Raw genomic sequence first — 26441 nt, 5'->3', positions numbered from 1 at the left:
GAGTCGAGCCATGCTCGACTGCTGCACCATCAGTCGAGCATGGCTCGACTCTACAAAGAAGGGGCGATCAGGCTTCCAGGGCTTCGAGGTAGCTGCGGCGCCAGTGGTTGATGTCGTAGGTGCGCAGGTGCTCCATCATGGCGTGCCAGCGTTCCTTGCGGCGGCGCAGCGACATGGTGGCAGCGGTGGCGATGGCGTCGGCCATGCCGTCCAGGTCGTAGGGGTTCACCAGCAGCGCCTGCTTCATTTCGTCGGCGGCGCCGGCCAGCAGGGACAGCACCAGCACGCCTGGATCGTCGGGGTCCTGCGAGGCTACGTATTCCTTGGCCACCAGGTTCATGCCATCGCGCAGCGGCGTGACCAGGCCGACCGCCGCGGCGCGATAGAAGCCGGTCAGGGTGGCATGGGTGAAGTTCTGGTTGACGTAGCGCAGCGGGGTCCAGTCCGGCGCGGCGTGGCCGCCGTTGATATGGCCGGCAATCTGTTCCAGCGTGCTGCGCAGCTGGCGGTATTCGGTCACATCGCCGCGCGATACCGGGGCGATCTGCAGGTAGGTCAGCGAGCCGCGCTGGTCGGGGTGGCGTTCCAGGTAGCGTTCGAAACCGCGGAAGCGCTCGGGCAGGCCCTTGGAATAATCCAGACGGTCCACACCGATGGCAAGCTGGCGATCGCGCAGGCTGCTGCGCAGGTCCTTCACCGCGGCCTTGCTGGCGGCGCTGGCGGCCTGTCGGGCAATCAGCGCGGTGTCGATGCCGATGGGGAAGGCTGCCGCGCGGAAACGTCGGCCGCCGGGGGCTTCAAGCCGTCCATCGTCCAATACGCGGCCACCGCCGAACAGGCGCAGGTAGGTCTGGAAGCGGTCGGCATCGCGCTGGGTCTGGAAACCGACCAGATCATAGGCGTACAGCGCCGAGAACAGGCGCAGGTGGTCGGGCATGGCCTGCAGCAGGTCGGCCGATGGCATCGGGATGTGCAGGAAGAAGCCGATCCTGCAGCCGATGCCACGCTCGCGCAGCATCGCGCCCAGTGGAATCAGGTGGTAATCGTGGATCCAGACGATGTCATCCTCGCGCAGCAGCGGCGCGAGCTTGTCGGCGAACAGCGCATTGACCTTGTGGTAGGTCTCGCGGGTGCCACGGTCGTAGTCCACCAGATCCAGGCGGAAGTGCAGCAGCGGCCACAACGTGCGGTTGGAAAATCCGTTGTAGTAGCCATCCACATCACGCTTGGCCAGATCCATGGTGACGTACTCGATGTCACCTTCCTTCTGCTGGTGCAGCGTGCCGCTGGCATCCTTGGCGTTCTTGCCGCTCCAGCCGAACCACATGCCGCCACGCTCCTTCAGCGCGGCCAACAGGCCGACGGCGAGGCCGCCGGCGCGGCTTTCACCGGGCACGGCGACCCGGTTCGAAACAACAACCAGACGACTCACGAGGCCTCCTGCCAGGAGCGCGACAGGCGCATGGCGGCGGTGATCAGCCCCACGTGCGAGTACGTCTGCGGGAAGTTGCCCCAGGCTTCGCCGCCATCGAAGGCCAGGTCTTCGGACAGCAGGCCCAGGTGGTTGCGCTGCTTCAGCAGCAGTTCGAACATCTCACGCGCCTCGTCCATGCGGCCGATCGCCGCCAGCGCGTCGATGTACCAGAATGTGCAGATGGTGAAGCTGGTTTCCGGTTCGCCGAAGTCATCCGGCGCCACGTAGCGGTACAGCGAATTGCCGTGCTTCAGGTCGCGGCCGATGGCTTCCACCGTGGCGATGAAGCGCGCGTCGTGGGCATCGATGAAGCCGATGTCGGCCAGCAGCAGCAGCGAGGCATCCAGGCGATGGCCGCCGAACGTATCGGTGAAATGGCCGTGTGCATCGCTCCAGGCTTCGGCCATGATGCGCGCATGGATGGTGTCAGCGCGCTCGCGCCAGTACTGCGCGCGGTCATCGCGCTTCAGGCGCACGGCGATCTTGCACAGGCGGTCGCACGCGGCCCAGCACATGGCGCTGGTGTAGGTGTGTACTTCGGTGCGGCCGCGGAACTCCCACAGGCCGGCATCGGGCACGTCGTGCAGGGCGAAGGCCTGTTCGCCAAGTGGCTCCAGCCGCGCGAAGGTGTGCGCATCGCCCGGGTCCTGCAGGCGGCGGTCGAAGAACAGCTGGGTGGAGGCCAGTACCACGCTGCCATAGACATCGTGCTGGCGCTGCACCCAGGCCAGGTTGCCGCGACGCACCGGGCCCATGCCGCGGTAGCCGGACAGCGTAGGCACTTCGTCTTCGTCCAGCTTGGCCTCGAAGCCGATGCCGTACAGCGGCTGCAGCGTGCCATCGGTGGTGGCCAGGTTGAAGATGTAGCCCAGGAACTGTTCCATGGTGCGGGTGGCGCCCAGCCGGTTCAACGCGCGCACCACGAAGGCGGCATCGCGCAGCCAGCAGTAGCGGTAATCCCAGTTGCGCACGCTGCCGGGCGCTTCGGGAATGGAGGTGGTCATGGCCGCGATGATCGCGCCGCTGTCTTCGTACTGGCACAGCTTCAGGGTGATCGCACTGCGGATCACCGCGTCCTGCCATTCCAGCGGAATGGACAGGTAGCGCACCCATTCGCGCCAGTAGTCGCGCGTGCGCTGGAAGGCTTCCTGCACGTAACCGCTGATCGAGCGGTTCAGTGATTCATCCACGCCCAGCACCAGGTGGATGGGGTGGGTGAGCACGAAGGGGAGGCCGTCGCGCACGAAGCGCACCGGCACGTCGGTGGTCAGGCGCAGCACATGGTCGGGCAGGATCCAGCGCACGTGGTTGCTGCCCCAGGTCGATTCGGGCACGCGCGCGCCCCAGTCGGCCAGCGGTCGTGCACGCACCACGATGCGCGGGCTGCCGGCCAGCGGACGCACCTGGCGGATCAGGCTGACCGGTCGGTAGAAGCGGTCGTTCTGGCGCCAGCGCGGCGCGAAATCGAGGATTTCCAACGCGCCGCCATGGTGGTCGTGCAGCACCGTGCGCAGGATGGCCGTGTTGGTCAGGTAGCTCTGCTCGCTGCTGGCGAAATCCTCCAGTTCGATGGCGAAATCGCCGCCTTCCTGTTGGTTGGGCGAGAGCAGCGCACAGAACGTGGGGTCGCCATCGAAGGTGGGCAGGCAGCTCCACACCACGCGGGCATGCTTGTCGACCAGGGCGCCGAAGCTGCCGTTGCCGACCACGCCCAGATCAAGATCGGGTTGGGTCATCACGCAGAAATATCCGGTTATGGCCGTGGGGGCCGGGGGTCAATAGGCATTCTCACGCAGCCAGGCGTGCACGCTGCGTATGTCGGGCAGGGCGAACACCGCGGCACTGGGCTCGCGTTCGCCAATCAGCACGCTCCAGCCGTGTTGGCCGTTGGCGGCGTCGAAGCCGTATTCGTCGGTCAGGTCATCGCCCAGGAACACCGGCAGGCGGCCGCGGAAGGGCAGGTACTGCATCATGCGGCGCAGGGCGCGGCCCTTGTCGGTGCCCACCGGTACGAACTCGACCACGTGGTCGCCGGGTTGCAGGCGGTAGCTGGGCCGGCCGCGCACATGGCGTTCGGCGAACGCGCGCACGTCGTCGCCGGCATGCGGGGCACCACGCCAGTGCAGGGCCAGGCCCACGCCCTTTTCTTCCACCAGCACGCCGGGGTAGCCGTGGGCGAAGCGCATGGCCTGCTGGTGCAGGGCATGCAGCCATTCGCCGGTGTCGTCGTCGTGGTCATCGCGCAGCACGCGGCCATCGGCGCCGCGCATCTCATGGCCATGCAGGCCGGCGGCGGGCAGCTGCAGCGGTGCGAACAGCTGATCCAATTGTTCCAGTGGGCGCCCGCTGACCAGGGCCACGGCGCCTTCCAGGCGGTCGCTGATGCGGCCGATGGCCTCACGCACGTCGGGCAGCAGGTGCACGGCATCGGGCCGTGCGGCGAATTCGATAAGCGTGCCATCCACGTCGAGGAACAACGCGCAGGCGTCGTCCAGCAACGGCGGTGGCGGACGCAGGGGGAGCGGTTCAGCCATGCCCCGCAGGGTGCCAGTGGCAGCGTGTAGGCCAGGTCGAGGGCCGGCTACGGGTCTGCCATTGTGGGTGCCGATGGTTGTAGCGGGGGACGGGGGGCGATGGGGGTAGAGTCGACTGTCAGTCGACTGTCGCGCCTAGCGCGGGATTTTCGCTGGGCGCCAAGAGCAGTCGACTCACAGTCGACTCTACCCGGTCGTTCCTGCCCAACCGATTCAACTATTCGATTGAATCCAATCGATTCCACCGGGGCGACCCATCACATTGATGGGCCGCCCTGCGCGGCATCAGAACGTGTAACGCACGCGACCGTAGTAGTACGCGCCGTTGCTGCCGATCGGCGACAGCACGTCATACGGCAGGTTGCCGTAGTAATAGATATCGTCGTTGGACTTGTCCGGATAGTTGTCGGTCAGGTTCTGCCCGCCGATGGCCACGCTCCACTGCTTGTTGAAGCGGTATTCCACTTCCGCATCCAGCTGCCATTCGGCCTGGTAGGTCTGGCGCGGAATGTAGCCGTCGCCGAAGTTGAACACGCGGGTGGCGCTGCCATAGCGGTTCACCCGGCTGCTCAGCGACCAGTGGTCGTTGCTCCAGGCGGCCGAGAAGCCGGCGCGGCTGCGCGGGGTGGCATCGGTCAGGGTGTTGGTTTCTTCGATGCCGAACAGCACGTAGTCCGCATCCAGCGCCTGCAGCTGGGCCGGGGTGGCCAGTACGTTCTTCAGCGTGGTCTTGGTGTAGGCGTAGGTGCCGGTCAGCAGCAGCTGGCCATCGCCCAGCGCCTGGCGCCAGTTGGTCACCAGTTCGGCACCACGGGTGCGGGTATCGGCGGCGTTGACGAAGAAACTGGCACTCTGCAGGCCGGTGACGCCGTAGTTGGCGGCCACGTAGTCGGTCAGCGCATCGCCGGTAATGCTTTCGGACAGCGCGATGCGGTCGTCGATATCAATCTGGAAGAAGTCCAGCGACAGGTCGAAGTGTTCGCCGATGCGGCTGGTGAAGCCCAGCGAGGTGTTCAGCGACTTTTCCGGCTTCAGGTCCTGCGCGCCCAGGCCGCGGGCGATCGGATTGTTCACCGACAGCAGGCGGCCCTGCACCAGCTGGCCGGCGGCGTTGTAGCCGGTGGAGGTGGATTCGTAGCCGATCTGTGCCAGCGACGGCGCACGGAAGTTGTTGGAAATGGCGCCGCGCAGGGCGAAGGCCGGGGTGAATTCGTAGCGCAGGCCGAGCTTGCCGGTCAGTTCGCCGCCGAAGTCATCGTTGTGCTCGTAGCGCGCGGCCAGGTCGGTGGAGAAGTGATCGCCGAACTGGCTGGACAGGCTGGCATAGGCGCTGGCCACATCGCGGGCCAGCGAGGCCGCATCCTGCGGGGTCAGGCCGCCGCCGGCCTGCGAACCGGTCGGGCGGTCGGTATACGGGCCTGCAGCGTAGCTGGACGGATCACCCGGGCGCGTTTCATAGCGCTCGTGGCGCACTTCCGCACCCAGCCCCAGGGTGTGGGTGATGCTGTCGCTCTGGGTGAACACGCGGCTCAGATCCAGGTTGCCCACGGTCTGCGCGTACTGGTAATCGGCGGTCTTGAAGCGGGTCGGGCTGGTCGGGCCAAGCGAGGCGTTGATCGAATCACGCAGGCGGTAGGTGAAGTCGTTCTGGCCGTAATCCACGCTGCCGTCATAGCTCCATTCGCCCCACTGCCCGCGCACGCCGGCCACGGTCTGCACGTCGCGGTTCTCGCCTTCGGAAATCGGGCGGTAACCGTTCGGGTAGACCTCCTTCCAGTTGGCGTCGCTGTCGGGATAGCGGAAGTAGTTCGCGCCTTCGGTATCACGCTGGTTGAAGGTGCCGAACGCATAGAACGTAGCGGTCTTGCCCACCGGGATCTCGGTGTTCAGCCACAGGTTGATGTCCTTGCTGGCGCCATCGCCGAGCACGTAGTTGCGCTTGCCCTGCAGCGCCAGGTTGGCGTCGGTCTGGTCCCACGGCGGAATCAGGTCGTAGCCGGCGCGGTTGGTGCCGTTGCGCTTCTTGTATTCCAGGCCCACGCGCAGGAAGCCGCCGTCTTCGCCCAGCGAGGTGCCGACCTTGGCGCTGATGTTGCCGGCCTGGCCATCGGTGAGGGTGCGGCCGATCGGCTTCAGGTCGGTATGGTTGGCGCCGTAGCTGGCTTCGATCTCGCCGCCGTCGCCGCCGTTGTCCAGGATCACGTTGATCACGCCGGCCACCGCGTCGGAGCCGTACAGCGCACCGGCGCCGTCGCGCAGCACTTCGATGCGCTTGATGGCGCTGACCGGAATCGAGTTGAAATCGACCGGGGTGGTGCCCTTGCCGATCTTGCTGTCGGTGTTCACCAGCGCGGTGTGGTGGCGGCGCTTGCCGTTCACCAGCACCAGCACCTGGTCCGGCGACAGGCCGCGCAGCTGTGCGGCGCGCACGTGGTCGGCGCCGCCGGAATTGGACTGGCGCGGGAAATTGAACGATGGCAGCAGGGCCTGCAGCGCACTGCCCAGTTCGCCGTTCACCACGCCGGCCTTGCGGATGTCCTCGGCGGTCAGCACGTCCACCGGCGCGGTGGATTCAAGCACGGTGCGGTCGGCGGCGCGGGTGCCGGTCACGATCACGGTGTCCAGGTTGGTGGCGGCATCCTGGGCCAGGGCAAGGGCGGGGGACAGCGCAAGCGCGATGGCGAGGCCAAGCGGCGACGCGGGCAGGCGGGGGGACATGCAGACTCCAGCAACGACAACGTGGGGAAGGGGGGAGGTGATGGTTTCACTTACATCCATCCGGATGAAGCGATATATTATCTTCGCGTGAGCGGCCGGTGTGATGCAAGCCCCGGTTGTCTTTGCATCAGTTCATGCCTGCAGGGCATGAGTGATTGGTTGCAGTTGCAACCACGGCGCGGGTGTACCCTCCGTGCCCTTTCACCGCGTTTGTTCCCCTTCCCCGGAGTGTTGTTCCCGATGAAACGCCTTGGCCTGATCTTCGCCGTGCTGCTGGCCACCAGCGGCTGCGCCAGCCTGTCTTCGCAGGCGCCCAGCGCCTACACCACCACCGCCGCGCTGGAAGGCGATGCGGCCCGCCCGGCCAGCGGCCACGGCTGGGTGCGCAGCGAGCTGTACTTCGGCGTGGGCGAAGAGCAGGGCAGTGGCAACCGCCCGCAGGCCGACACCATCAGCGAAGCGCAGTGGCGCGCGTTCCTGGACAAGGAGGTGACCCCGCGCTTCCCCGATGGCCTGACCGTGTTCGATGCCTACGGGCAGTGGCTGTTCCGTGGCGATGCGGCGCCCAACCGCCTGCGCACCAAGGTGCTGGTGGTGCTGCACGAAGACAGCCCGCAGCGCCGCGCCGACATCGAGGCGATCCGCCTGGCGTGGAAGCAGCAGACCCAGCACCAGTCGGTACTGTGGTCGCGGCAAGCGGTTGACGTATCGTTCTGACCTGAAGGCGCCAAGGCGGCGCCACGGGCGGCAATGATGAAACTCAGGGATGCGGTGTTGGGCCTGCTGCTGGCAGGCCTGCTGGTGCCGGCCGCGCAGGCGGCCGAACAGGGCGACAGTCCGCTGCGCTTCGCGCCGGCACCGGGGGTACAGGTGCAGGCCGAGGTGATGGAGGGCGGCAGCATCGCCGTGCGTGTCTCGCCGTCGGGCAAGTGCCTGCAACTGCCCGGCGCGGCAGATGCCGACGGCAATTCGCGGCTGTCAGCCGAAGACGTGGATTTCGATGGGCGCCCGGAACTGGTCGCGCGCGCGGCGGTGGGCATGGTCAATGAAGCCGTGGCGGTTTACCGGTTCGATGCGGCCAGCGGTGGATTCCGCGCGCTGGAGGCCGACACCCATGGCCGTGACAGCTGCGGCAGCCTGATGGGCCTGACTGTCGACGCGGCTACGCGCACGCTGAGCAGCAGCTGCCGCAGCGGCCCCATGTGGTACACCGATCTGTACCGGTTCGCCGGTACGACGCTGTACCTGTACCGCGCCGAGGACGTGCTGCAGCTGGGCGATGCCTTCGATGCCGCGCTGGAGGTCGATCACACCGGCGAACAAGGGCCGCTGGCGGTGTGGCGCACCTTCGATGCGCAGGGGCGCGTGCTGGACAGCGCCATCGGCGATGGGTTGGTCGCGCCTACCGGCCCCTCTCCGGTGCCGGGCATCCAGGCCACGGTGCGGCCGACGCGCCTGTTCCTGTTCGAACGACCCGGTGCAACGAGCACCCAGCGCTACCTGGTGCAGGGCGACCGGGTGGAGCTGCGCGACGAAGCCGACGGCTGGGTGCAGGTGCGCTACCACAATGCAAAGCGTGGCGCGGTGCTGGGCTGGATCAACGTGAACTGAACATGGTGCGCGCCCTATACCGATGTATGGGGCGCAGCGTGCCGATGCCCACGGAAGCGTCACCGCGCGGGGTCTAGCCTCGGGGTCCTCCCCCAAGCAAGGCTGTTCCCATGAGCAAGCGTGTTGCCGAAATCGTTGTTGAAACCCTGCAGCAGGCGGGCGTGCGCCGCTGCTACGGGATCGTGGGCGATACCTTGAACCACGTGACCGATGCCATGCACCGCAGCGAGATCGACTGGGTGCATGTGCGGCACGAGGAAGTCGCCGCGTTTGCCGCCGGTGCCGATTCGCTGGTAAGCGGGCAACTGACCGCCTGCGCCGGTTCCTGCGGTCCCGGTGGCCTGCACTTCATCAACGGCATCTTCGAAAGCAACCGCAACCGCGCACCGTTGGTGCTGATCGCTAGCCAGATCGTGACCAGCGAGCTGGGCATGGAATTCCCGCAGGAGGTGGATTTCAAATCGGTCTACGCCAGCTGCACCGTGTTCTGCGAGCAGGTGCACAACCCGGAACAGGCGCGCCGCGTGGTGGCGCTGGCCTGCCAGGCGGCGATCAGCCGCCGCGGTGTGGCGGTGGTGATCCTGCCGGCCGACATCAGCGAGGCGGAAGTGAAGCACGATGTGCCGTTCTCGGTGCACTACACCCAACCGCTGCTGCGCCCGGCCGACGCCGAGCTGCAGCGTATTGCCGAACTGTTGGGGCAGGGCAGGCGCATCGGCATCTATGCCGGCGCCGGCTGCCAGGGCGCGCACGCGCAGTTGATTGAATTGGCGCGGCGGCTGCAGGCGCCGATGGCCCACACCTCGCGTGCGAAGGATTTCGTCGAACCGGACAACCCGTACAACATGGGCATGACCGGTATCTTCGGCATTGAATCGGGTTTCCATACGCTGATGGAGTGCGACACGCTGCTGCTGCTCGGCGCCGATTTCGCCTGGGGCCAGTTCTACCCGGACAAGGCCACGATCATCCAGGTGGACCGTGATGGCAGCCACCTGGGCCGCCGCCACCCGGTGGACCTGGGCGTGGTGGGTGACATTGCCCCGACGCTGGACGCGCTGCTGCCGCTGTTGCCACCGCGCCAGGACAGCAGCTTCCTGGACGAGTGCATCGAGCATCGCGACAAGGCGCTGAAGAAGCGCGAACAGGAGGAGCAGTCGGGCGAAGGCGAATTGATCCATCCGCAGCACCTGACCGCGCTGCTCTCGAAGCACGCCACCGAAGATGCACTGTTCACCGCCGACGGCGGCTCGCCGATGGTGTGGGTGCTGCGCCATATCCGCGTCAACGGCCGTCGCCGCACGCTGACCAGCCTGCTGCACGGCACGATGGCCAATGCCATGCCGCAGGCGCTGGGCCTGCAGAAGGCCTTCCCGGGGCGGCAGGTCGTCTCGCTGTCCGGCGATGGCGGCCTGGCCATGCTGCTGGGCGACCTGTTGACCGCGGTGCAGGAAAATCTGCCGATCAAGGTGGTGGTGTTCAACAATGGCTCACTGAACTTCGTCGAGCTTGAACAGAAGGTGGAAGGCCTGCTGGACAACTACACCGACCTGAAGAACCCTGATTTCGGCCGCTTGGCCGAGGTGATCGGCTTCCACGGGCGCACGGTGACCCGCAGCGAGGATCTGGAGGAGGCGGTGCTGGATTTCCTGGCACAGCGCGGTCCGGCGCTGCTGGACGTGCACACCAGCCGCGCCGAACTGGTGATGCCGCCGCAGATCGAAGCCAAGCAGGTGGCCGGCACCGCACTTTACGCGGCCAAGGCCGTGTTGAACGGCCGCTTCGACGATGTGAAGCATCTGCTGGTGGACAACTTCCTGAAGAAGTGAGGGTAGGCGAGGCAGGGCTGCGCCCTGCACCCGCAGAGGCCAGAGCCAGAGCAGAAGCTGGTTCCCTGAGCGATGGCGGGGTGGGTCCGGTTGCGGGGGGGCGCCGCAAGTACGTCCATGTAAGCTCGGTCGCCGCACCCATACGGCTCACGCCCCCGCAACCGGACCCACCCCGCCTTCGACAGTTGGCCGCGAGCTGTTGGAACGGCATTCTGCTCTGGTAGGTGTCGACCTTGGTCGACACGTTGGATCCACGGATGGCGTGGATGTCAAAAGAATGATCGGAAAGATCTTCTGTAGAGCCGAGCCATGCTCGGCTGAGGACTCGCGCGTACGGCAGCCGAGCATGGGCTCGGCTCTACAACGGGAGCCTGCTTTTGATCTTTTGATTCTCTTCCGTGGCTGCCGCGCGCAGGAAACCACGAGAGGCCGGGCGGGTAGGTTGCGCAGGGGCGTGAGCCGCATGGATGCGGCGACCGAGCTTACAGGGACGTACTTGCAGCGTCCCCTGCGCGGCCTACCCGCCCGGCCCAGCCGCGGATCCCGCTCCGACGACCAACCCAGCCACGAGGGGCTCCGCCGTTGGCTGGAACCCATCATTCCACCCGGGAATTGGCGCCCGGGCCCCGCTGGGCCTACCATCGGCGGTCCCCACCCCCACCGCCCCTTCCATGTCCGCTCCCGCATCCGCCGCACCACGCCGCTGGTTCGTCGCCGGCGACTTCAATGGCTTCTTCGGCCTGGTCGTCGACAACCTGTCCATCCTCGGCTTCATCGCCATGGCCCTGGTCGGTATGTTCCAGTTCCCCGCCGACGTGGTGTTCGGCCGTATGTTCCCCGGCACCGCCTTCGGCGTGCTGGTCGGCAACCTGCTGTACACCCTGATGGCGCGCCGCCTGGCCGCGCGCACCGGCCGCGACGACGTCACCGCCATGCCGCTGGGCCTGGACGCGCCCACCAGCATCGGCATGGCCCTGCTGGTGCTGGGCCCGGCGTTCCTGGCCTTCAAGCAGCAGGGAATGGATCCGCACGCCGCCGCCATCGCCACCTGGCAGTTGGGCATGGCCTCGCTGGTCATCATGGGCGTGCTGAAGCTGATCCTGTCCTTCTTCGGTGAAGCGGTGACTCGCGCGCTGCCGCGAGCAGCGCTGCTGGGGTCCATCGCCGGCATCGCGCTGGTGCTGATGGGCCTGCTGCCGCTGCTGGAAACCCTGCGTTCGCCGCTGGTGGGCTTCACCACGCTGGGCCTGCTGCTGTACGTGCTGATCGCCAAGGGCAAGCTGCCGGTGCGTGGCCCGGGCGTGCTGCTGGCGTTCGTGTTCGGCACCGTGCTGTATTACGGGCTGGGCCTGGCCGGGCTGGGTGTGCCGGGCTTCGCCATTCCGGCCTGGGTGCCGCCGCAGGTGGTGCTGCCGCTGCCTACGCTGGGCTTCATCGACGGCCTGCCGACGGCCATGACCTACCTGCCGTTGCTGCTGCCGTTCGGCCTGCTGATGGTGGTGGGCGGCATCAACGTGTCTGAGAGCGCGCGCGCGGCCGGCGATGACTACCGCACCCGCGACATCCTGCTGGTGGAAGCCTTTGCCACACTGGTGGCTGGTCTCTGCGGCGGCGTGGCGCAGACCACGCCGTACATCGGCCAGCCGGCCTACAAGCATATGGGCGCGCGCAGCGGCTACACTCTGCTGACCGGCCTGTTCGTGGGCATCGGCGGCATGCTGGGCATCATCTCCGGCCTGGTGCAGTGGCTGCCGCTGGCCGTGCTGGCGCCGATCATCGTGTACGTATCGATCGACATCACCACCCAGGCCTTCCAGGCCACCCCGCGCCAGCACGCCGGCGCAATGGTGCTCGGCTTCCTGCCGTCGGCGGCCTATCTGCTGGCGATCAAGGCACCGGGTTGGATTCCGGCCGAAACGCTGGGCGCCATGCTCACCACTGTCGATGGCCATGGCCTGCCGGAACTGGCAGTGATCTTCACCCTGGGCAATGGCTTCATCATCACCTCCATGCTGTGGATCGCCACCGTCGCGGCGATGGTCGACGGGCGCCTGCGCCGTGCCTGTGGCTTCCTGCTGGTGGCGGCAGCGCTCACTTTGTTCGGTCTGATCCATTCGGTGGATCCGCGCGGTGGCATTTACCTGCCGTGGAACCTGGAGGGCCTGGCCCGCGTGATCAGCTGGCAGTTCGCCGGGGCCTACGTGGCGCTGGCCGTGCTGCTGGGGCTGTTGTCGCTGCAGAAGCAGCCGGTGAAGCCGCTTACCGACGCGGCCCACTGACTGCTGGCGCCAGGCATGGCCCGGCGTCAGGTCTCCCCGTCCAGCTCGGGGTAATGGCGGAAGATGCCGTTGGTGTTGAACGCCAGCCGTCGCTCCGAGCCCAGGTAGGCGGCGATGTTCGGTCGCTTGGCCACTCGCTCCTGCAGCGCCCGCAGCAGGGGCAGGGTGGGCGCCAGGGCCTGCATGCGCTTTGGGAACATGTAGTCCAGCCCGCTGAGCAACTGGAACAGCGATAGATCCACATACGAGTGCTCGCGCAGCGGGTGGCGGCCTCCGTTGGCTTCGATCACCTGTTCGAAGTAGCCAAGGAATTTCGGCAGGCGCTCGCTTCGCATTGCCTTCGCGCGCGCCTTGGCTTCCGCCTTCTGGTCTTCGTAATACTTTGATGCAGCAATTGGATGATGGGTGTCGTGTACTTCGGCGACGAGGTCGGCAATCGTCAACTGCAGCTGCAGGGCCTGCATCCGTCGCGAAGCGGCCTGCGGTACCAGATCCAACGTGGGGCCGAGAAAGTCCAGAATCGCCGCGACCTGCGCGATCACTTGCCGGCCCGCCTTCAGGAACGGTGGGGCGAATGGCTGGCCGCCCTCGGCTTGGCCGTGCAGGAACGGTTCCATCACCGCATCGCCATGGGTGCGTGCCATGTCCTCATACGCGGCACCGGCATCTTCCAATGCCAGCCGCACGAACTCGCCCCGGCCCTGGATGCCGGTCCAGTAATACAACGCGTAGTGCATGTCCATCTCCGCGAAGAATTGTCAGCAGACTCGCGCGTTGCACGCAAAGCAGGCGTGAGCATGGCGTTCATGCCAAGCACAACACAGGCCAAACAGCGTGGGAACCGCGTGCAGTGCAGCGCGGTCATACTCGCGTCGTGCACGTGAAAAGCGAGGTGCTGCATCATGCAGAGAAGTGGGAAAGCCGTGTGGCCCTGGGTACTGGGCGTAGTTGTGGTGGGTGGCGCGGGCGCGTGGTTGTTCCGCGACCAGTGGCAGGGGCTGGCAGACCAGGTGCACGTGCCTGTGCAGCCAACGCCCGCTGCAAGCGCGGCGCCGCCGCCGATGGCGGCCACGGAAACCGCGCCTTCCACGCCGGCGATCCAGCACCCGCTGGATACCGATGCTGCTGCAGATCCGGCACTGCCGAAGATGGACGACAGCGATACGGCGGCATGGTCCGCGCTGCGCGGGCTGTTACAGGGCGAAGACACGCTGGCGCTGCTGTTGCGTGATCACGTGATCCAGCGGCTGGTGACCCATGTCGATAATCTGGACAAGGCCAGTGCGCCGCCATCGGCATTGGCCACGCGCCCGCTGGCCGGCACCCTGCAGGTGGAAGCGGGCGAGGGCGGCGAGCACATCGCGGCCGCCAATGCCGCCCGCTACGCCCCCTACGTGCAGGCCTTTACTGCCGTAGATCCTGCCGCGGCGGCGAAGGCCTACGTGCGCTTTTATCCGCTCATCCAGCAGGCTTATGTTGAATCGGGCCATCCGCAGGGTTATTTCAATGACCGCCTGGTGGTGGCGATCGACCACCTGCTGCAGACGCCGGAACCCCCGCGACCGCTGGCCGTGCAGCGCGACGAGCGTAGCCGGTATCGCTTCGTCGATCCCGCGCTGCAGTCGCGCTCGGTGGGGCAGAAGCTGCTGCTGCGCATGAGTGCCGAACAGGCACAGGCGGTGAAGCAGACGTTGCGGCAGATGCGCGCGGCGATCACCCGCGGTGTGTAGCACACGCAGTCGCGTGCAACGGCCAACGTGCTAGGGTCATGCACTGGGTAGACAGGAGTAACCTTGATGCGCACCACCGCGCTGGCGCTCGGCGCCATGCTCGCATCGTTCACGGCAGCGGCTGCCGACGTGCCCAATGGCGATGTGAACGATCCCTATGGCTACACGGCCAACGTGCAGCATGCGCGCCTGGCGGCCCTGCAGGCCATGGGCCAGGCAACGGGTGCCAAGGGGCGCTTGGGCGCCGCAGGTTACTACCGTGTACGTGGTGAGCTGGACAATTCCAGCCGCGCTGCGCGTCAATGCCTGGAGGGCGTGGCCAGCGAACCTGCCGATTCGGTGAAGGGCGTGGCCTATCTGTGTTCGGCCACGCTGGCCGGCAACGCCCTGCTGCAGGGCGATATTGCCGGTTGGGCCCGGCAGATGCAGGACGTTCGTACCCGCCTGGACAGCGATATCCTGCCCATGATGAAAGATGCGCCGCACACAGTGCGCGTAGCCAGTGTGAGCGAACCGATGTTCGACCGCTTCCTGCAGTGGCCGCGCAGCGCCGAACCGATTGCCGCGCCTGCAGCCGATGTGAGCGTGCCGATCCAGCTGCAGAACGAGCTGCCGACGATCACCCTGAAAGTGAAGACCGCTGCCGGCGAACGCGACCTGCGCGTGCATGTGGATACCGGCGCGGCCCGCTCGCGCATCGGCCGCACATTGGCCGCGGAACTGGGTCTGGCCTTGACCGAGGGCTTTACCGTGGCCGACGCCTCCGGTGATGCCCTGTTTGCGTTGGCCGCGCCGATGGATCTGGACATTGGCGGACTCGCGGTGCGCCAGGTGTCCTTCGCGGTGCTGGGCCAGGACGATCTGCCGCGCATCGGCCTGGACGTACTGCGCGCGCTGGGCCGGGTGCGCATCGACAAGGATGCGCTGATGGTGCAGGCCGCGTCCAGCAAGGTGCCCTGCACGCGGCGCATGGCCACTGTGTCATCGCTCACCGGCGATGATTACCAGCTGCGCTATCCGATCCGCGCCGGTAAGGACAGCATCCTGGTGCAGCTGGATACCGGCTTCAACGGTGCGTTCATGGCCAGCGGCATTCCGCCCACGGCGCCGCCGCCGGCAGCTGTGCAGCGCAGGAACATCATCACCACCCATGGCGCGCGCGATCTGAAGTACGCCGGTGCCACAACGCCGGTGATGATTGGCGATGAAGTGCTGAACCTGCCAGTGGACCTGGCCCTGGAGCCGGGGCGCCTGTTCAATCCGGACTGGCAGGCAGGCTTTGCGACCACCCAGCGCTACAGCCTGTATCTGGACGTGGCCGGTACCTTTGGCTGCCCGGTACCGGTGCCGCAGGCGGCGCCGCTGCTGCCGCCGCGCGCTTCCTGAGCGCGTTCGCGTTACAGGATCTGCAGGAACGCTTCCAGGTCCTGCAGGTCCTGCCGGCTCAGCCCACGCGGGCGCAGCAGCGGGTCCGGCTGCGGGAGCGGTGGCGCATCATCGGCCAGATCGGCCGGCGCGCGTGGCCGGCCACCGCCCACGTTGTAGAACGCCAGTACGCCGGACAGACGCGGGATCAGCCCGTTGTGCATGTACGGCGCGGTGTTTGCCACGCCTCGCAGCGATGGCGTGCGGAAGCGGCCGCTGTCGGCCGGGTCACCGGTGACCTCGTAGCGCCCGAGATCCTGCCGCGGGCGACCGTGGAAGTGCAGCCCCAGATTGTGGAAGCCGTTGTCGGTCAGCGCCGGTCCGCCGTGGCAGTTCATGCAGCCGCCTTGGGTGCGGAACAGGTGCAGGCCGCGCAGCTGCGCATCGTCCAGTGCGCGCGCGTTGCCGCGCAGGAAGCGATCAAAGCGGCTGTTGCGCGGTGACAGACTGCGCTGGAAGGCGGCGATGGCCTGGCCCAGCTGCTGCGCGTCGATGCGCGGCTGTTCGAACACCGCGGCGAACTCGCTGCGATAACGGGCATCGCGGCGCAGGCGGCGCACGGCGCCATTCACGCTGAAGCCCATTTCCACCGGATCGGCAATCGGGCCCAGGGCCTGCGCTTCCAGCGTGGCGGCGCGCCCGTCCCAGAACAACGGCGCCACGTGCGCGCTGGCCAGCACGCTGGGGGCGTTGCGTCGGCCGCTCTGGCGGTCATGGCCGAACGAGACGCGGCGTCCATCGGCCCAGCCCAGGTCGGGGTCGTGGCAACTGGCGCAGGCCAACTGCCGGGAACGTGACAGGATCGGATCGAAGAACAGGCGCCGGCCCAGTTCCACTTTGGCCGGCGTGGAAGGGTTGTCTGCCGGGTCCACCGGCACCGGCAGCGGCGCCAGCTCCTGCCAGGTGGCGCCCGGTTCAACATCCGGCGCTGGCCATTTCGCTGCCGGGCTGCTGTAGACCGCGCGCAGGCAGGCCGCTTCCGGGCGTGGGGGCAGCGGGTCGGGGCAGGGCGTGTCCTGCGCGGGCGCAGGCATGCCCGCGCCGCCCAGCAACAGGGCGGCGACGGGCAGGGCAAGGCGTAGTGGATGCGGTCGTTTCATCGACAGTGGCCCGGCAGCGTGCCGCCGGGCCGTGCGTTCAGAACGAATAGCCCAGTTCCAGCCAGAAGCTGCGGCCGGGTTCGAAGTACATGGTGCCGGCGGCCGCACCGCTGGCCGTGGTCAGGTTGCTGCGGTTGAGCACGTTCTGCACTTCCACCCGCACATAGGCTTCCTGCTCGCGGGGCAGGGCCAGGCGGTATTCCAGGTTGGCATCCCAGGTCCAGCTGCCGGAGAAGCGGCGCGTGGTGAGGTTGCGTACGCTTTCGCCGTCGATGATTTCCAGCGCGCCCTGGGTGGTACCTTCGAAACCGGCGCGGTAGCGGAAGAAGTTGTTCCAGCTCAGGCCCCAGGCCGGCATCTCGGTGCGGGTGCTCAGGCGTGCGCTCCACGGCCGCAGGTACTGGGTGGCGGGCAGTTCATAGCGGTACATCAGTTTGCCATCCAGGCGCACGCGTTCGAACAGGTCCGGGCTGTCTTCGTAGCTGTTGTAGTTGCGGTTCACATCGGTGTGGTCGGCCGAGAGCTGGAAGCTGTTGCGGGTGCCGGCAAACTCCCACGGGCGCTGCGGGCTGACCGACAGTGTCCAGGTCTGCGAGTCACTGCGGCCTTCATTGGTGTATTCGTAGGTGTTGAGGTTGTAGAGGTCACGATCCGGACTGTCGACCTTGCGGCGCAGGATGTCCTTGCGGCTGCCGCGGTCCACGTATTTCAGGTGGAACTGCAGGCCGAACGCCTGCTGGTCCACGCCCAGGGTCCATTCGTCGGTGTAGGGCGAATCGACATCGCTCAGGCGGTTGGTGGCCACGTTCCTGGCGCTCTTCGCATCTTCCCAGCGGGTGCTTGCGCTGGTGCGGTCCAGCGTCTCGCGCAGGCGCTCGCGGCCATCGCGCAGCAGGTAGCTGTAGAAGCTGCGCCCGTAGTAGCGGTTCACGCCGGCGTTGATGACGGTTCGCTGGTCACCCCGCACGTCCCACGACGCGGCCAGGCGCGGTGACACGTTGGTCTGCTTCCACAGGTTGTTGCGGTCCAGGCGCAGGCCGGGGCGGATGTTCCAGTTGCCGATGCGGATGTCGTCCTGCAGCCAGGCCTCGTATTCTTCGCCGCTGACCTCGAACTGGCCGGCATGGAACAGGAACATGCGCTTGAAGTACTGGCCGGTGCCGCCGCTCCGGGTAGGCGACAGTGAGCAGCTGAAATCATCCACGCTGCCGTCGGACAGCGTGCAGCTGCGGGTGGTGGCGGTGCTCAGCAGTACGCGGTGGTCGTTCAGGCGCTGGTAGTCGCCATCGCGGCGCTGCACGCCGGCACCGAACTGCAGGGTGTGTTCACTGCTGCCCAGCTGCAGCGGTTCGCGGTCGGCCACGAAGCGGTAGCCGATGCGGCGGTCGTGCTGGTCGATGTTGCCCCAGCTGCCCTCGGTACTGATGCCCGACACGCCCCAGTCGAAGTCGTCGGAGATCAGCCAGTTGCGCATGTAGTCCAGGTCGCCGCGGCGGCTGGTTTCCACATTGCTGTAGTTGAGCGTGTTGCGCAGGGTCCAGGCAGCGCCGGTCCAGTTCGCGCGCAGGCTGGCGGTGGGGCCGCCGGACTTGATGCTGAAGTACGAATCGCGCGAGTTGGAGATGAAATAGACATCGTCAGTGGGGGCATAGGACAGGTTGGCGCCAAGCTGCAGGCCTTCGCCATTGCTCCAGTCCAGGGCCACCGTGGCGCTGGTGTTCTCGCGCGTCTGGGTGCGGGTGTTGACGTCCGCGCCGGTGGTTTCGCGGCCGCCGGCGTAGGCACGCAGCGGAATCTCCGAGCGCGTGCGGGTGAAGGTGCCGATGATGCCCAGGCCGCCGCGGGTGCGTCCTTCCAGCCGCGCGCCGACGCGGTACTTGTCGTACTGCGGCTGGTATTTGTAGGTGTCCGATTCCTCGAACTCCTCCTGCTGCGCGTCGTTGGCGATGATGCTGTCCCAGGCCGAGCGGGCCATGCGGAACCAGACCTTGCCGTGCAGGCCGTCGGTAGCAGAGCGGCTGCGTGCGTCCACGACGCCGCCCAGGAAGTGGCCGAACGAGGCCGGCACGTTGGCGTCGTAGACGGTCAGCGATTCCAGCAGGTCTACATCCACGGCGATGCCCTGCGCGCCGCCGGGCACATCGAAGTTGTGGGCGGGGTTGCCGTTGTCGGGCGTATCGGCCGGATCGAGATCGTTGTTGATCGTGGCGCCATCGAGCAGGAACAGGTTCTGGTAGTACGGCGCGCCATTGATGCTGAAGTCATCGGGGCGGATCTCGCCCATGTTGCGGCTGCTGCGGTTGGTATCGCTGAACTGCACCGCCGGGTTGCTGCGCAGGGCCGTGGCGATGTCCCCGTTGCCCTTCACCTGCGCATCCAGTGCATCGGCATCCAGGGTGACGCCCTGGCCAAAGGGCAGCGCCTGCGGCAGCGCGACTTTGCCATCGGACGCCCCTACGCGCAGCGGCTGCGTCTGCCGGGTGGTCTGCGCGCCCTGCAGGGTGTAGCTGCCATCGGCGCGGCGAACCGCACGCAGGCCGGTGCCCTGCAGCAGGATGCTGAAGCCTGCGTCCACGCCTGCGGCCGGATCGACCGGCGGCGCGGTGCGGCCCTGGGTCAGGGCCGGATCGAAGGACAGGGCGACGCCATGCTGGGCGGCAAAGGCGCTCAGCGCACTGCCCAGCGGAGACGTGGCCGGTGCGTTGGCAGGCTGCCCGGCGGGCGCGGTCTGGGCGAAGGCAGGCGTGGCAGCCAGGGCGATGGCCAGCAGGCTGTAGCGGAATCGGGTCGGGATCACAGGCATGGAGGGAGCCGGCAGAAGAAGGATTCACTTCCTCTGCCACGCAGGATCGATAAAAGTGTCACCGCGGCGTGGCGGCCGCGCGCACGCGCACCGTCAGTCCCTGATCGATGCGCAGCGGATAGGTGGCGGCCAGCATCGACAGGCTGCGCGGCAGGTCGTCCAGCGGGAACGCGCCGGACACCGGCAGGCCCGCCACATCGTCATCCACCCGCAGCCGGCGCCGGTGGTAGCGGCCCAGCTCCTGCAGCAGCGCCTGCAGCGGCAGGCTGTCGGCCACCAGCATGCCGTGCAGCCACGCGTCGCTGCCGGGCGCAGCGGGCTGCGGTGCAGCCGGGCCGGCATCCCCCCAGCGCAGCTGCTGGCCGGCGGCAACCCGCTGGGCGGCACCGGCGGCGGTGGTCACTTGCACTGCGCCTTCCTGCACCACCAGCAGGGTGGCGTCGTCGAACAGGCGCACGTTGAAGCGGGTGCCCAGCGCCTGCAGCATTCCCTGCGCGGTGGCGACCCGGAACGGCCGCGCGGGGCGGTGTGGATCGGGCGCGGTGTCGACATGGATCTCGCCGCGCCGCAGCCGCAGCAGGCGCTGCTGGCCGTCGAAGGCGATATCGACGGCGCTGGCCGTGGCCAGGTGCAGCACGCTGCCGTCGTCCAGCACGCGGCGCAGGCATTCGCCCACGGCGGTGCGCACGCTGGCGTCCCAGGCGGCTTCGTCATACAGCCGCCAGGCCAACCAGCCGCCCAGCGGCGCCACCAGCAGCGCGGCCACGCTGCGCAGCACCGCGCGACGGCCAGCGGACACCGGGCGCTGCAGGGCCTCGTGGGCCAGCGTGGTTGGTACCTGCGCGCTGAGCGCCAGCAGGCGTTCGGCGCGTTGCCAGGCGCGTGCATGCTCGGGGGCGGCATCGTGCCAGCGTTGCCATTGCGCGCGCTGTGCCGCGCTGCCGTCGTCGTGCAGGCGCATCAGCCAGTCGGCAGCCTGTTCCAGCACCCGTGGCGACAGCGCCGCGCCGTCGCCCGGCTCAGGGCGCATGCGCCAGGCAGCCCATCAGGGCGCGCTTCATGTGCCGCTTCACCGTGGACAGCGACAGCCCCAGTTGTTCGCTGATGGCCTCGTAGCGCAGGCCATCGAACTGGGCCAGCAGGAATACGCGGCGTGCCATCACCGGCAGGCCATCCAGCATGGCGTCGATCTGCTGCAGCGCTTCGCGCACCACCGCCTGTTCCTCCAGCGAGGGCAGGGCGGGTTCAGGGAACTGTGCCAGGTACTCCAGATAGGCGCGTTCCAGCGCCTGCCGCCGGAACCAGTTGGCGGCCAGCCCGCGCGCCACGGTGGTGAGGAAGGCGCGCGGCTCGCGCAGTGCGGCCAGATCGCGATCCAGCAGCAGGCGTGCGAACGTGTCCTGGGCCAGATCATCGGCCACATCGCGGTTGCCCACGCGCCCGCTCAGCCAGCCGCGCAGCCACCGGTGGTGGTCGCGGTACAACGTGGCCAGGTGCGGGTGTGAAACGTGCATGCGTAGGGCGCCGATGCGCATGGATCGAAATGAGAATGATTCGCAGGTATGGCATCGGCAGGCTGGCCGTGCCAGTCCTTGCCCGCCAATTGCGCCGGATCAACGCGCCGCCCACGGGCGCCGGCGCATGCTTGCCACAGCCTGACCGACCCCCGGGTGCAGTCGCAGCCGCCCTTGAAACGCGGTGGCGCAACCGCATCTTCCCTGCATCGCCGGCGCGGGCCGGCTCTGTAACCGATGAGGATTCGCAATGCGGATGGACAAGCTCACCTCGCGTTTCCAGCAGGCGCTGGCAGACGCACAGTCGCTGGCCGTGGGCCGCGACAACAGCATCATCGAACCGGTTCACCTGTTCAGCGCGCTGCTGGACCAGCAGGGCGGCAGCACCCAGCCGTTGCTGGCCCAGGCCGGGGTGAACGTGCCGGTGCTGCGCGAGCGCCTGGCCGAGGCGCTGGATGCACTGCCGAAGGTATCCGGCCAGGCCGGCAACGTGTCGCTGGGCAATGACCTGGGGCGCCTGCTGAACCACACCGACAAGCTGGCCCAGCAGAATGGCGATGCCTTCATTGCCAGCGAATGGTTCGTGCTGGCCGCGCTGGAAGACGGCGGCACACTGGGCATGGCGCTGCGCGCCGCCGGCGCCGACAAGACCCGCCTGCAGGCGGCCATCGACAAGCTGCGTGGCGGCGAGAACGTGCAGTCGGAAAACGCCGAAGAACAGCGGCAGGCGCTGGAGAAGTACACCATCGACCTGACCGCGCGTGCCGAGAGTGGCAAGCTGGACCCGGTGATCGGCCGCGATGAAGAGATCCGCCGCACCATCCAGGTGCTGCAGCGCCGCACCAAGAACAACCCGGTGCTGATCGGCGAACCCGGCGTGGGCAAGACCGCGATCGTCGAAGGCCTGGCCCAGCGCATCGTCAACGACGAAGTGCCCGAAGGCCTGCGCGGCAAGCGCGTGCTGTCGCTGGACATGGGCGCGCTGATTGCCGGCGCCAAGTTCCGCGGTGAGTTCGAAGAGCGACTGAAGGGCGTGCTGAACGACCTGGCCAAGAGCGAAGGGCAGATCATCCTGTTCATCGACGAACTGCATACCATGGTCGGCGCCGGCAAGGCCGACGGTGCGATGGATGCCGGCAACATGCTGAAGCCGGCGCTGGCGCGTGGCGAACTGCATTGCGTGGGTGCCACCACGCTGGACGAGTACCGCAAGTACATTGAAAAGGATGCCGCGCTGGAACGCCGCTTCCAGAAGGTATTCGTGGGCGAGCCGACGGTGGAGGACACCATCGCGATCCTGCGTGGCCTGAAGGAAAAGTACGCCGTGCATCATGGGGTGGAGATCACCGACCCGGCCATCGTGGCCGCGGCCACCCTGTCCAACCGCTACATCACTGACCGCCAGTTGCCCGACAAGGCCATCGACCTGATGGACGAGGCTGCCTCGCGCCTGCGCATGGAGATCGATTCCAAGCCGGAAGAGCTGGATCGCCTGGAGCGTCGCTTGATCCAGCTGAAGATCCAGCGCGAGATGCTGAAGAAGGAAAAGGACGATGCGTCGCGGCAGCGCCTGGCCGATCTGGAAAATGACATTGATGGCCTGGAGCGCGAGTTCTCCGATCTGAACGAAATCTGGAAGTCGGAAAAGGCTGCGCTGCAGGGCGCGACCAAGATCAAGGAGCAGGTTGAGCAGGCCAAGATCGAGCTTGAATCGGCACAGCGACGGCAGGATTTCGCACGCATGAGCGAGATCCAGTACGGCCTGCTGCCGCAGCTGGAAAAGCAGCTGGCCGCTGCCCAGGAAGCGGAGAGCAACGACTTCAAGCTGGTGCAGGACCGGGTGACCGACGAGGAAATCGCCGAGGTGGTTTCGCGCTGGACCGGCATTCCGGTGAACAAGATGCTGGAAGGCGAGCGCGACAAGCTGCTGCGCATGGAAGAGGTGCTGCATAACCGCGTGGTCGGCCAGGAAGAAGCGATCAAGGTCGTTTCCGATGCCGTGCGCCGCTCGCGTGCCGGGCTGTCCGACCCGAACCGGCCGGCAGGCTCGTTCCTGTTCCTGGGCCCGACCGGCGTGGGCAAGACCGAGCTGTGCAAGTCGCTGGCCGAGTTCCTGTTCGACAGTGCCGACGCGATGATCCGCATCGACATGAGTGAGTTCATGGAAAAGCACAGTGTGGCGCGCTTGATCGGTGCGCCCCCGGGCTACGTGGGCTACGAGGAAGGCGGCTATCTGACCGAGGCAGTGCGCCGTCGCCCGTACTCGCTGATCCTGCTGGACGAGGTGGAGAAGGCACACACCGATGTATTCAACATCCTGCTGCAGGTGCTGGACGATGGCCGCCTGACCGACGGCCAGGGCCGCACCGTGGACTTCCGCAACACCGTCATCGTGATGACCTCGAACCTGGGCTCGCACCAGATCCAGGACATGAGCGGCGACGACAGCCCGGAGGCCTACACGCAGATGAAGGCGGCGGTGATGGGCGTGGTGCAGGCGCACTTCCGCCCGGAGTTCATCAACCGCCTGGACGACATCGTGGTGTTCCACCCGCTGGACAAGCAGCAGATCAAGCAGATCGCACGCATCCAGATGCGTGGCCTGGAGCGGCGCCTGGCCGAGCGTGGCTTGAAGCTGGTGGTGTCCGATGCAGCGTTCGACCTGCTCGGCAACGTCGGTTTCGATCCGGTGTATGGCGCGCGGCCGCTGAAGCGTGCGATCCAGGCACAGCTGGAAAACCCGCTGGCACAGAAGATCCTCTCGGGGGCCTTCGTCAACGGCGATACCATCGAGGTCGGCAACGACGGCGGCCAGCTGGTGTTTGCCAAGGCGTGATGCGGTTGCGTTCGTCCCCGTCTACGGGCGGGGACGAACCTGTCGGTAGCGCCCGTCCTCGCCGATCCCTTTGCTGCGGGTGTCGACGTTGGCGCAAAGCTGTTCTTTTCCGCACAGCACCACGTCAGCGCGATTGTAGGCGCGCAGCAGTTGCGCCTCGACCTGGTTGCGTTCGATCTCCGCGCGGTACTGACCGCCCAGCCACGCGGCGCCGCCAAGCAGGATCGCCACCGCAGCTACAGCCGTGGCCACGCTCTTCCAGAGGACGCCGCGCGAGGCCAGTTGCAGGCGCTTTACTTCCGCAGCCAGTGCTTCGGTGCTGCGGCCCACACTCTTGGCCGATGCCGCCAGTTGCTGCTCATAGGCGGCTACCGGCGCAAGCAATGCCTGTTTGACGGCCGTTGTGCTGTTCCGGCTCAGCCCAGCCACGGCAGCATCGGTGCTGGCTCTGAACTGCGCGGGCAGTGATTGTGCAACGCCGTTCAACGCGGCCGACAGCTGCGCCTGCTGCTGGCCCATGTCCGCGCACATCCGCTGGTAGCGCTCCATCAGCAGGGCCGTCTTGCTGATCAGATCTTCCAGGTCGCGTTCATCCATGAGGGTGTCTCCGCTGGGTCAACGGCGCATGGCCGAGGCTGCCTGTTCCTGTTGTGCGGTCTGCTGGGCGGCCTGTTCCTGGCTGTGCGCGCGCGCCCGGTCCTCGGCACTCACCTGGGACTGCGCCTGCTGGTCCAGCGCCTGGCCGGCCTCGCGCGTGGCCATCTGCTGGTTGAGGACCTTGAAGCGGTCCGGGTCGGCGTTGAGCATTTCGTTCAAGCGATCTTCCAGCGGAGATCTGCTGTGAAAGGCTGGATTCTCGCGGCGTGGGCCGCCATCTGAGCCGGGTGCATTACGGTGCTCGGCAGGACTGAAAGGGTGTGCAGCCAGTTCGGCAGCGCGCGCCTGGCGTTCGCCATAGGCTCCCGGTTGGTCATGGCCCCGCAGTTTGTCGATGCCCTCCAAGGCCAGACCGGGTATGCCCCGGGAGAGACGGGTGATGGCGTCGCGCTGCAGCCCCATGTTCTGCCGGAATGCATCCACACGCGCCTGGTCGTCCGCATGAGTGATTTTTGCCGAATCCTGTTCAAGTACCGACACGCGAGGGGGATCCGCAGCCGGGTCATCCACGAAGTGCTTCAGCCGGTGTGAATCAGCCATCTGCAGCGCGAGCCCAGGCGTAAGCCCAAACAGGGTTGCAGACTTGGCGGGGCCACTCAGCGCAGCGAGGTTGTCGGCGGAGCGCAGCCGGCTCAGTTCACTGGGCAGGGCATAAATCTGCACGTTGCCGTAGTGCTCGCTGGCGGCGCTGACGAAATCGCCGGCCATGACGTGGTTGGTGAACCGTGCGGCGTGCGCCGGCTGGCCCTCCTGGATCCGGTAGCCCAGGCCGGCAGCGCCGTAGGGATTGAAGGCTTCGCCGGGCAGGTTGTAGTGGTGGGCGGTGATCTGCGCCAACGCGCCGCCAAGGGAGTGGCCGGTGACGGTCAGCGGCTTGTGGTCCCGATCCGCCATCTCCTTGGCCAGCCGGGTGAGTTCAAGGGCATCCGGCAGCTGGGCATTGAGCTTGCCGGTCACCATGCCGAGGTCAACCAGACCATCCTTGAGCAGCTGTCGGTCGAATTCGGTTCCGCGGTGGGCTACGACGTAGGCTCCGCTTTTTATATTCTGGAAGATCGATCCCTGATAGCCGTTGGCCTTGTCCATGTGCTCGACGACTACAAATGTCTCGCTACCGATCTTGATGTACTCCGGCCGCCCATTCCTGTGGAACTTCGGGGGATCGTAGGCTTCATCGGACAATCGAGCATGCACCTGGGAGTTCATTGCACACCTGCCATCGGGGTGATAGTGATGCTGTATGAGAAGAAGTCACCCTGATCCTTGATCGGGACCTCGCTATTGAATCTCTCTTCCGAAAAGTCGCTGGCTGGATAGCGCTCGCCATCATCCAGGCGCGGCGAGATGTCTCTCCTCGAAAATCGCGTGGCTGTGCGTTCCTCTGGATCCGTGGATATCGCAAAGTACGTGTACGATTTGGTGCTTTCCGTCTCAATGCTGGCGCTCACATACTCGACCACCCATCGACAGACACCGCGGCCAAAATAGTTTTTGTCCGCCAGCCCATCGCGGAAATAGATTCCGGAAAAAGTGTGCGCATCGGTCTTCTTCAACGGAATGTCGAGGGAATGTTTCTCGATGCCGTAGCTGACGCCTTCGAAGTTGTCGATGGGAGGAAGGCAGTTGCTATTGGCGATCCTGTACGCCACCCCTGCTCCATTCACATAAATGTCCTCTGGGCCGTCGTGCACGGTCACGACCACCTCATACGCCTCCTTCGGTGCAGGGTTTGCCTCGTAGGGCGGCGGAGTAGGGGGCTTGTCCCCGCATGCGCCCAGCAGCGGAAGCAATGCCAGCAGCAGGGGACAGAATGGGCGGGAAACCACGTGTGCACTGATCTGGTGCCTTTCGAGTTCCATCATCAACCGACCCAGCATCCTTGAATGTCTCAACGATACGGCCGCGGATGGGCGAATTCCAAACCAACAGAC

19 protein-coding genes are annotated in these 26441 nt (G+C 66.7%); 7 read left to right on the top strand and 12 right to left on the bottom strand.

The features are described from left to right. Positions 1-67 precede the first annotated feature (67 nt). The 4 genes from otsA to C1922_RS17215 all read right to left on the bottom strand — a co-directional run bounded on the left by otsA (position 68) and on the right by C1922_RS17215 (position 6726). Positions 68-1432 carry an alpha,alpha-trehalose-phosphate synthase (UDP-forming) gene (gene otsA / locus C1922_RS17230; protein ID WP_108750887.1) on the bottom strand — a complete coding sequence of 455 codons (1365 nt, stop codon included), beginning with the start codon at positions 1430-1432 and terminating at the stop codon, positions 68-70. Then, on the bottom strand, positions 1429-3210 hold the full coding sequence (locus tag C1922_RS17225) for a glycoside hydrolase family 15 protein (protein ID WP_108750886.1): 1782 nt from the start codon (positions 3208-3210) through the stop codon (positions 1429-1431). Before C1922_RS17225 ends, otsA begins: the two co-directional genes overlap by 4 nt. A 39-nt stretch (positions 3211-3249) precedes the next feature. Next, the gene (gene otsB / locus C1922_RS17220) at positions 3250-4008 is read right to left on the bottom strand and encodes a trehalose-phosphatase (RefSeq protein ID WP_108750885.1); all 759 of its coding nucleotides are present in this window, start codon (positions 4006-4008) and stop codon (positions 3250-3252) included. A gap of 285 nt (positions 4009-4293) precedes the next feature. Next, on the bottom strand, positions 4294-6726 hold the full coding sequence (locus C1922_RS17215) for a TonB-dependent receptor (protein WP_108750884.1): 2433 nt from the start codon (positions 6724-6726) through the stop codon (positions 4294-4296). Positions 6727-6966: 240 nt separating this feature from the next. Between C1922_RS17215 and C1922_RS17210 the strand changes: the two genes are divergently transcribed. The 4 genes from C1922_RS17210 (at position 6967) to C1922_RS17195 (ending at position 12445) form a co-directional block, all read left to right on the top strand. Then, on the top strand, positions 6967-7443 hold the full coding sequence (locus tag C1922_RS17210; protein ID WP_199911969.1) for a DUF3574 domain-containing protein: 477 nt from the start codon (positions 6967-6969) through the stop codon (positions 7441-7443). Between the two features lie 36 nt (positions 7444-7479). Continuing rightward, complete coding sequence (locus C1922_RS17205) at positions 7480-8337, top strand: SH3 domain-containing protein (protein ID WP_108751641.1); 858 nt, start codon at positions 7480-7482, stop codon at positions 8335-8337. A 110-nt stretch (positions 8338-8447) separates the two neighbouring features. Next, positions 8448-10166, top strand: coding sequence for a thiamine pyrophosphate-dependent enzyme (locus C1922_RS17200; protein WP_108750883.1), 1719 nt, complete (start codon positions 8448-8450; stop codon positions 10164-10166). Positions 10167-10837: 671 nt separating this feature from the next. Then, positions 10838-12445: a hypothetical protein gene (locus tag C1922_RS17195; protein WP_108750882.1), complete on the top strand. Its 1608-nt coding sequence runs from the start codon at positions 10838-10840 to the stop codon at positions 12443-12445. 26 nt (positions 12446-12471) lie between these two features. Here C1922_RS17195 and C1922_RS17190 read toward each other — a convergent pair whose 3' ends face one another. Continuing rightward, the gene (locus tag C1922_RS17190; protein WP_108750881.1) at positions 12472-13182 is read right to left on the bottom strand and encodes a glutathione S-transferase; all 711 of its coding nucleotides are present in this window, start codon (positions 13180-13182) and stop codon (positions 12472-12474) included. 165 nt (positions 13183-13347) lie between these two features. On the opposite strand from C1922_RS17190, the gene C1922_RS17185 reads away from it, so the two are divergent. Continuing rightward, entirely contained in the window at positions 13348-14175 is an 828-nt protein-coding gene (locus C1922_RS17185) for a DUF3014 domain-containing protein (RefSeq protein WP_108750880.1), read from the top strand. A gap of 66 nt (positions 14176-14241) precedes the next feature. Beyond that, positions 14242-15561 carry a retroviral-like aspartic protease family protein gene (locus tag C1922_RS17180; RefSeq protein WP_108750879.1) on the top strand — a complete coding sequence of 440 codons (1320 nt, stop codon included), beginning with the start codon at positions 14242-14244 and terminating at the stop codon, positions 15559-15561. An 11-nt stretch (positions 15562-15572) separates the two neighbouring features. Here C1922_RS17180 and C1922_RS17175 read toward each other — a convergent pair whose 3' ends face one another. Genes C1922_RS17175 through C1922_RS17160 form a run of 4 tightly spaced genes read right to left on the bottom strand, consistent with a single transcriptional unit; the run spans position 15573 to position 21017 of the window. Beyond that, positions 15573-16700, bottom strand: coding sequence for a cytochrome c peroxidase (locus C1922_RS17175; RefSeq protein ID WP_108750878.1), 1128 nt, complete (start codon positions 16698-16700; stop codon positions 15573-15575). A 37-nt stretch (positions 16701-16737) separates the two neighbouring features. After that, on the bottom strand, positions 16738-19503 hold the full coding sequence (locus tag C1922_RS17170; RefSeq protein WP_108750877.1) for a TonB-dependent receptor: 2766 nt from the start codon (positions 19501-19503) through the stop codon (positions 16738-16740). A 58-nt stretch (positions 19504-19561) separates the two neighbouring features. Next, positions 19562-20533: a FecR domain-containing protein gene (locus C1922_RS17165; RefSeq protein WP_108750876.1), complete on the bottom strand. Its 972-nt coding sequence runs from the start codon at positions 20531-20533 to the stop codon at positions 19562-19564. Then, positions 20523-21017, bottom strand: coding sequence for a sigma-70 family RNA polymerase sigma factor (locus C1922_RS17160; RefSeq protein ID WP_108750875.1), 495 nt, complete (start codon positions 21015-21017; stop codon positions 20523-20525). The genes C1922_RS17165 and C1922_RS17160 overlap by 11 nt, the downstream gene beginning before the upstream one ends. Positions 21018-21267: 250 nt before the next feature. On the opposite strand from C1922_RS17160, the gene clpB reads away from it, so the two are divergent. Further along, positions 21268-23853: an ATP-dependent chaperone ClpB gene (gene clpB / locus C1922_RS17155; RefSeq protein WP_108750874.1), complete on the top strand. Its 2586-nt coding sequence runs from the start codon at positions 21268-21270 to the stop codon at positions 23851-23853. Between the two features lie 21 nt (positions 23854-23874). Here clpB and C1922_RS17150 read toward each other — a convergent pair whose 3' ends face one another. Genes C1922_RS17150 through C1922_RS17140 form a run of 3 tightly spaced genes read right to left on the bottom strand, consistent with a single transcriptional unit; the run spans position 23875 to position 26372 of the window. Further along, positions 23875-24450: a relaxation protein gene (locus C1922_RS17150; RefSeq protein WP_108750873.1), complete on the bottom strand. Its 576-nt coding sequence runs from the start codon at positions 24448-24450 to the stop codon at positions 23875-23877. An 18-nt stretch (positions 24451-24468) separates the two neighbouring features. Then, positions 24469-25716: a hemolysin gene (locus tag C1922_RS17145; protein WP_108750872.1), complete on the bottom strand. Its 1248-nt coding sequence runs from the start codon at positions 25714-25716 to the stop codon at positions 24469-24471. Next, complete coding sequence (locus C1922_RS17140) at positions 25713-26372, bottom strand: hypothetical protein (RefSeq protein ID WP_159092009.1); 660 nt, start codon at positions 26370-26372, stop codon at positions 25713-25715. The genes C1922_RS17145 and C1922_RS17140 overlap by 4 nt, the downstream gene beginning before the upstream one ends. Positions 26373-26441 lie beyond the last annotated feature (69 nt).

The sequence above is a fragment of the Stenotrophomonas sp. ZAC14D2_NAIMI4_7 genome (assembly GCF_003086675.1).
In the GTDB taxonomy this organism is placed as follows: Bacteria; Pseudomonadota; Gammaproteobacteria; order Xanthomonadales; family Xanthomonadaceae; genus Stenotrophomonas.
This window is presented reverse-complemented; position numbering and strand designations above follow the sequence as displayed.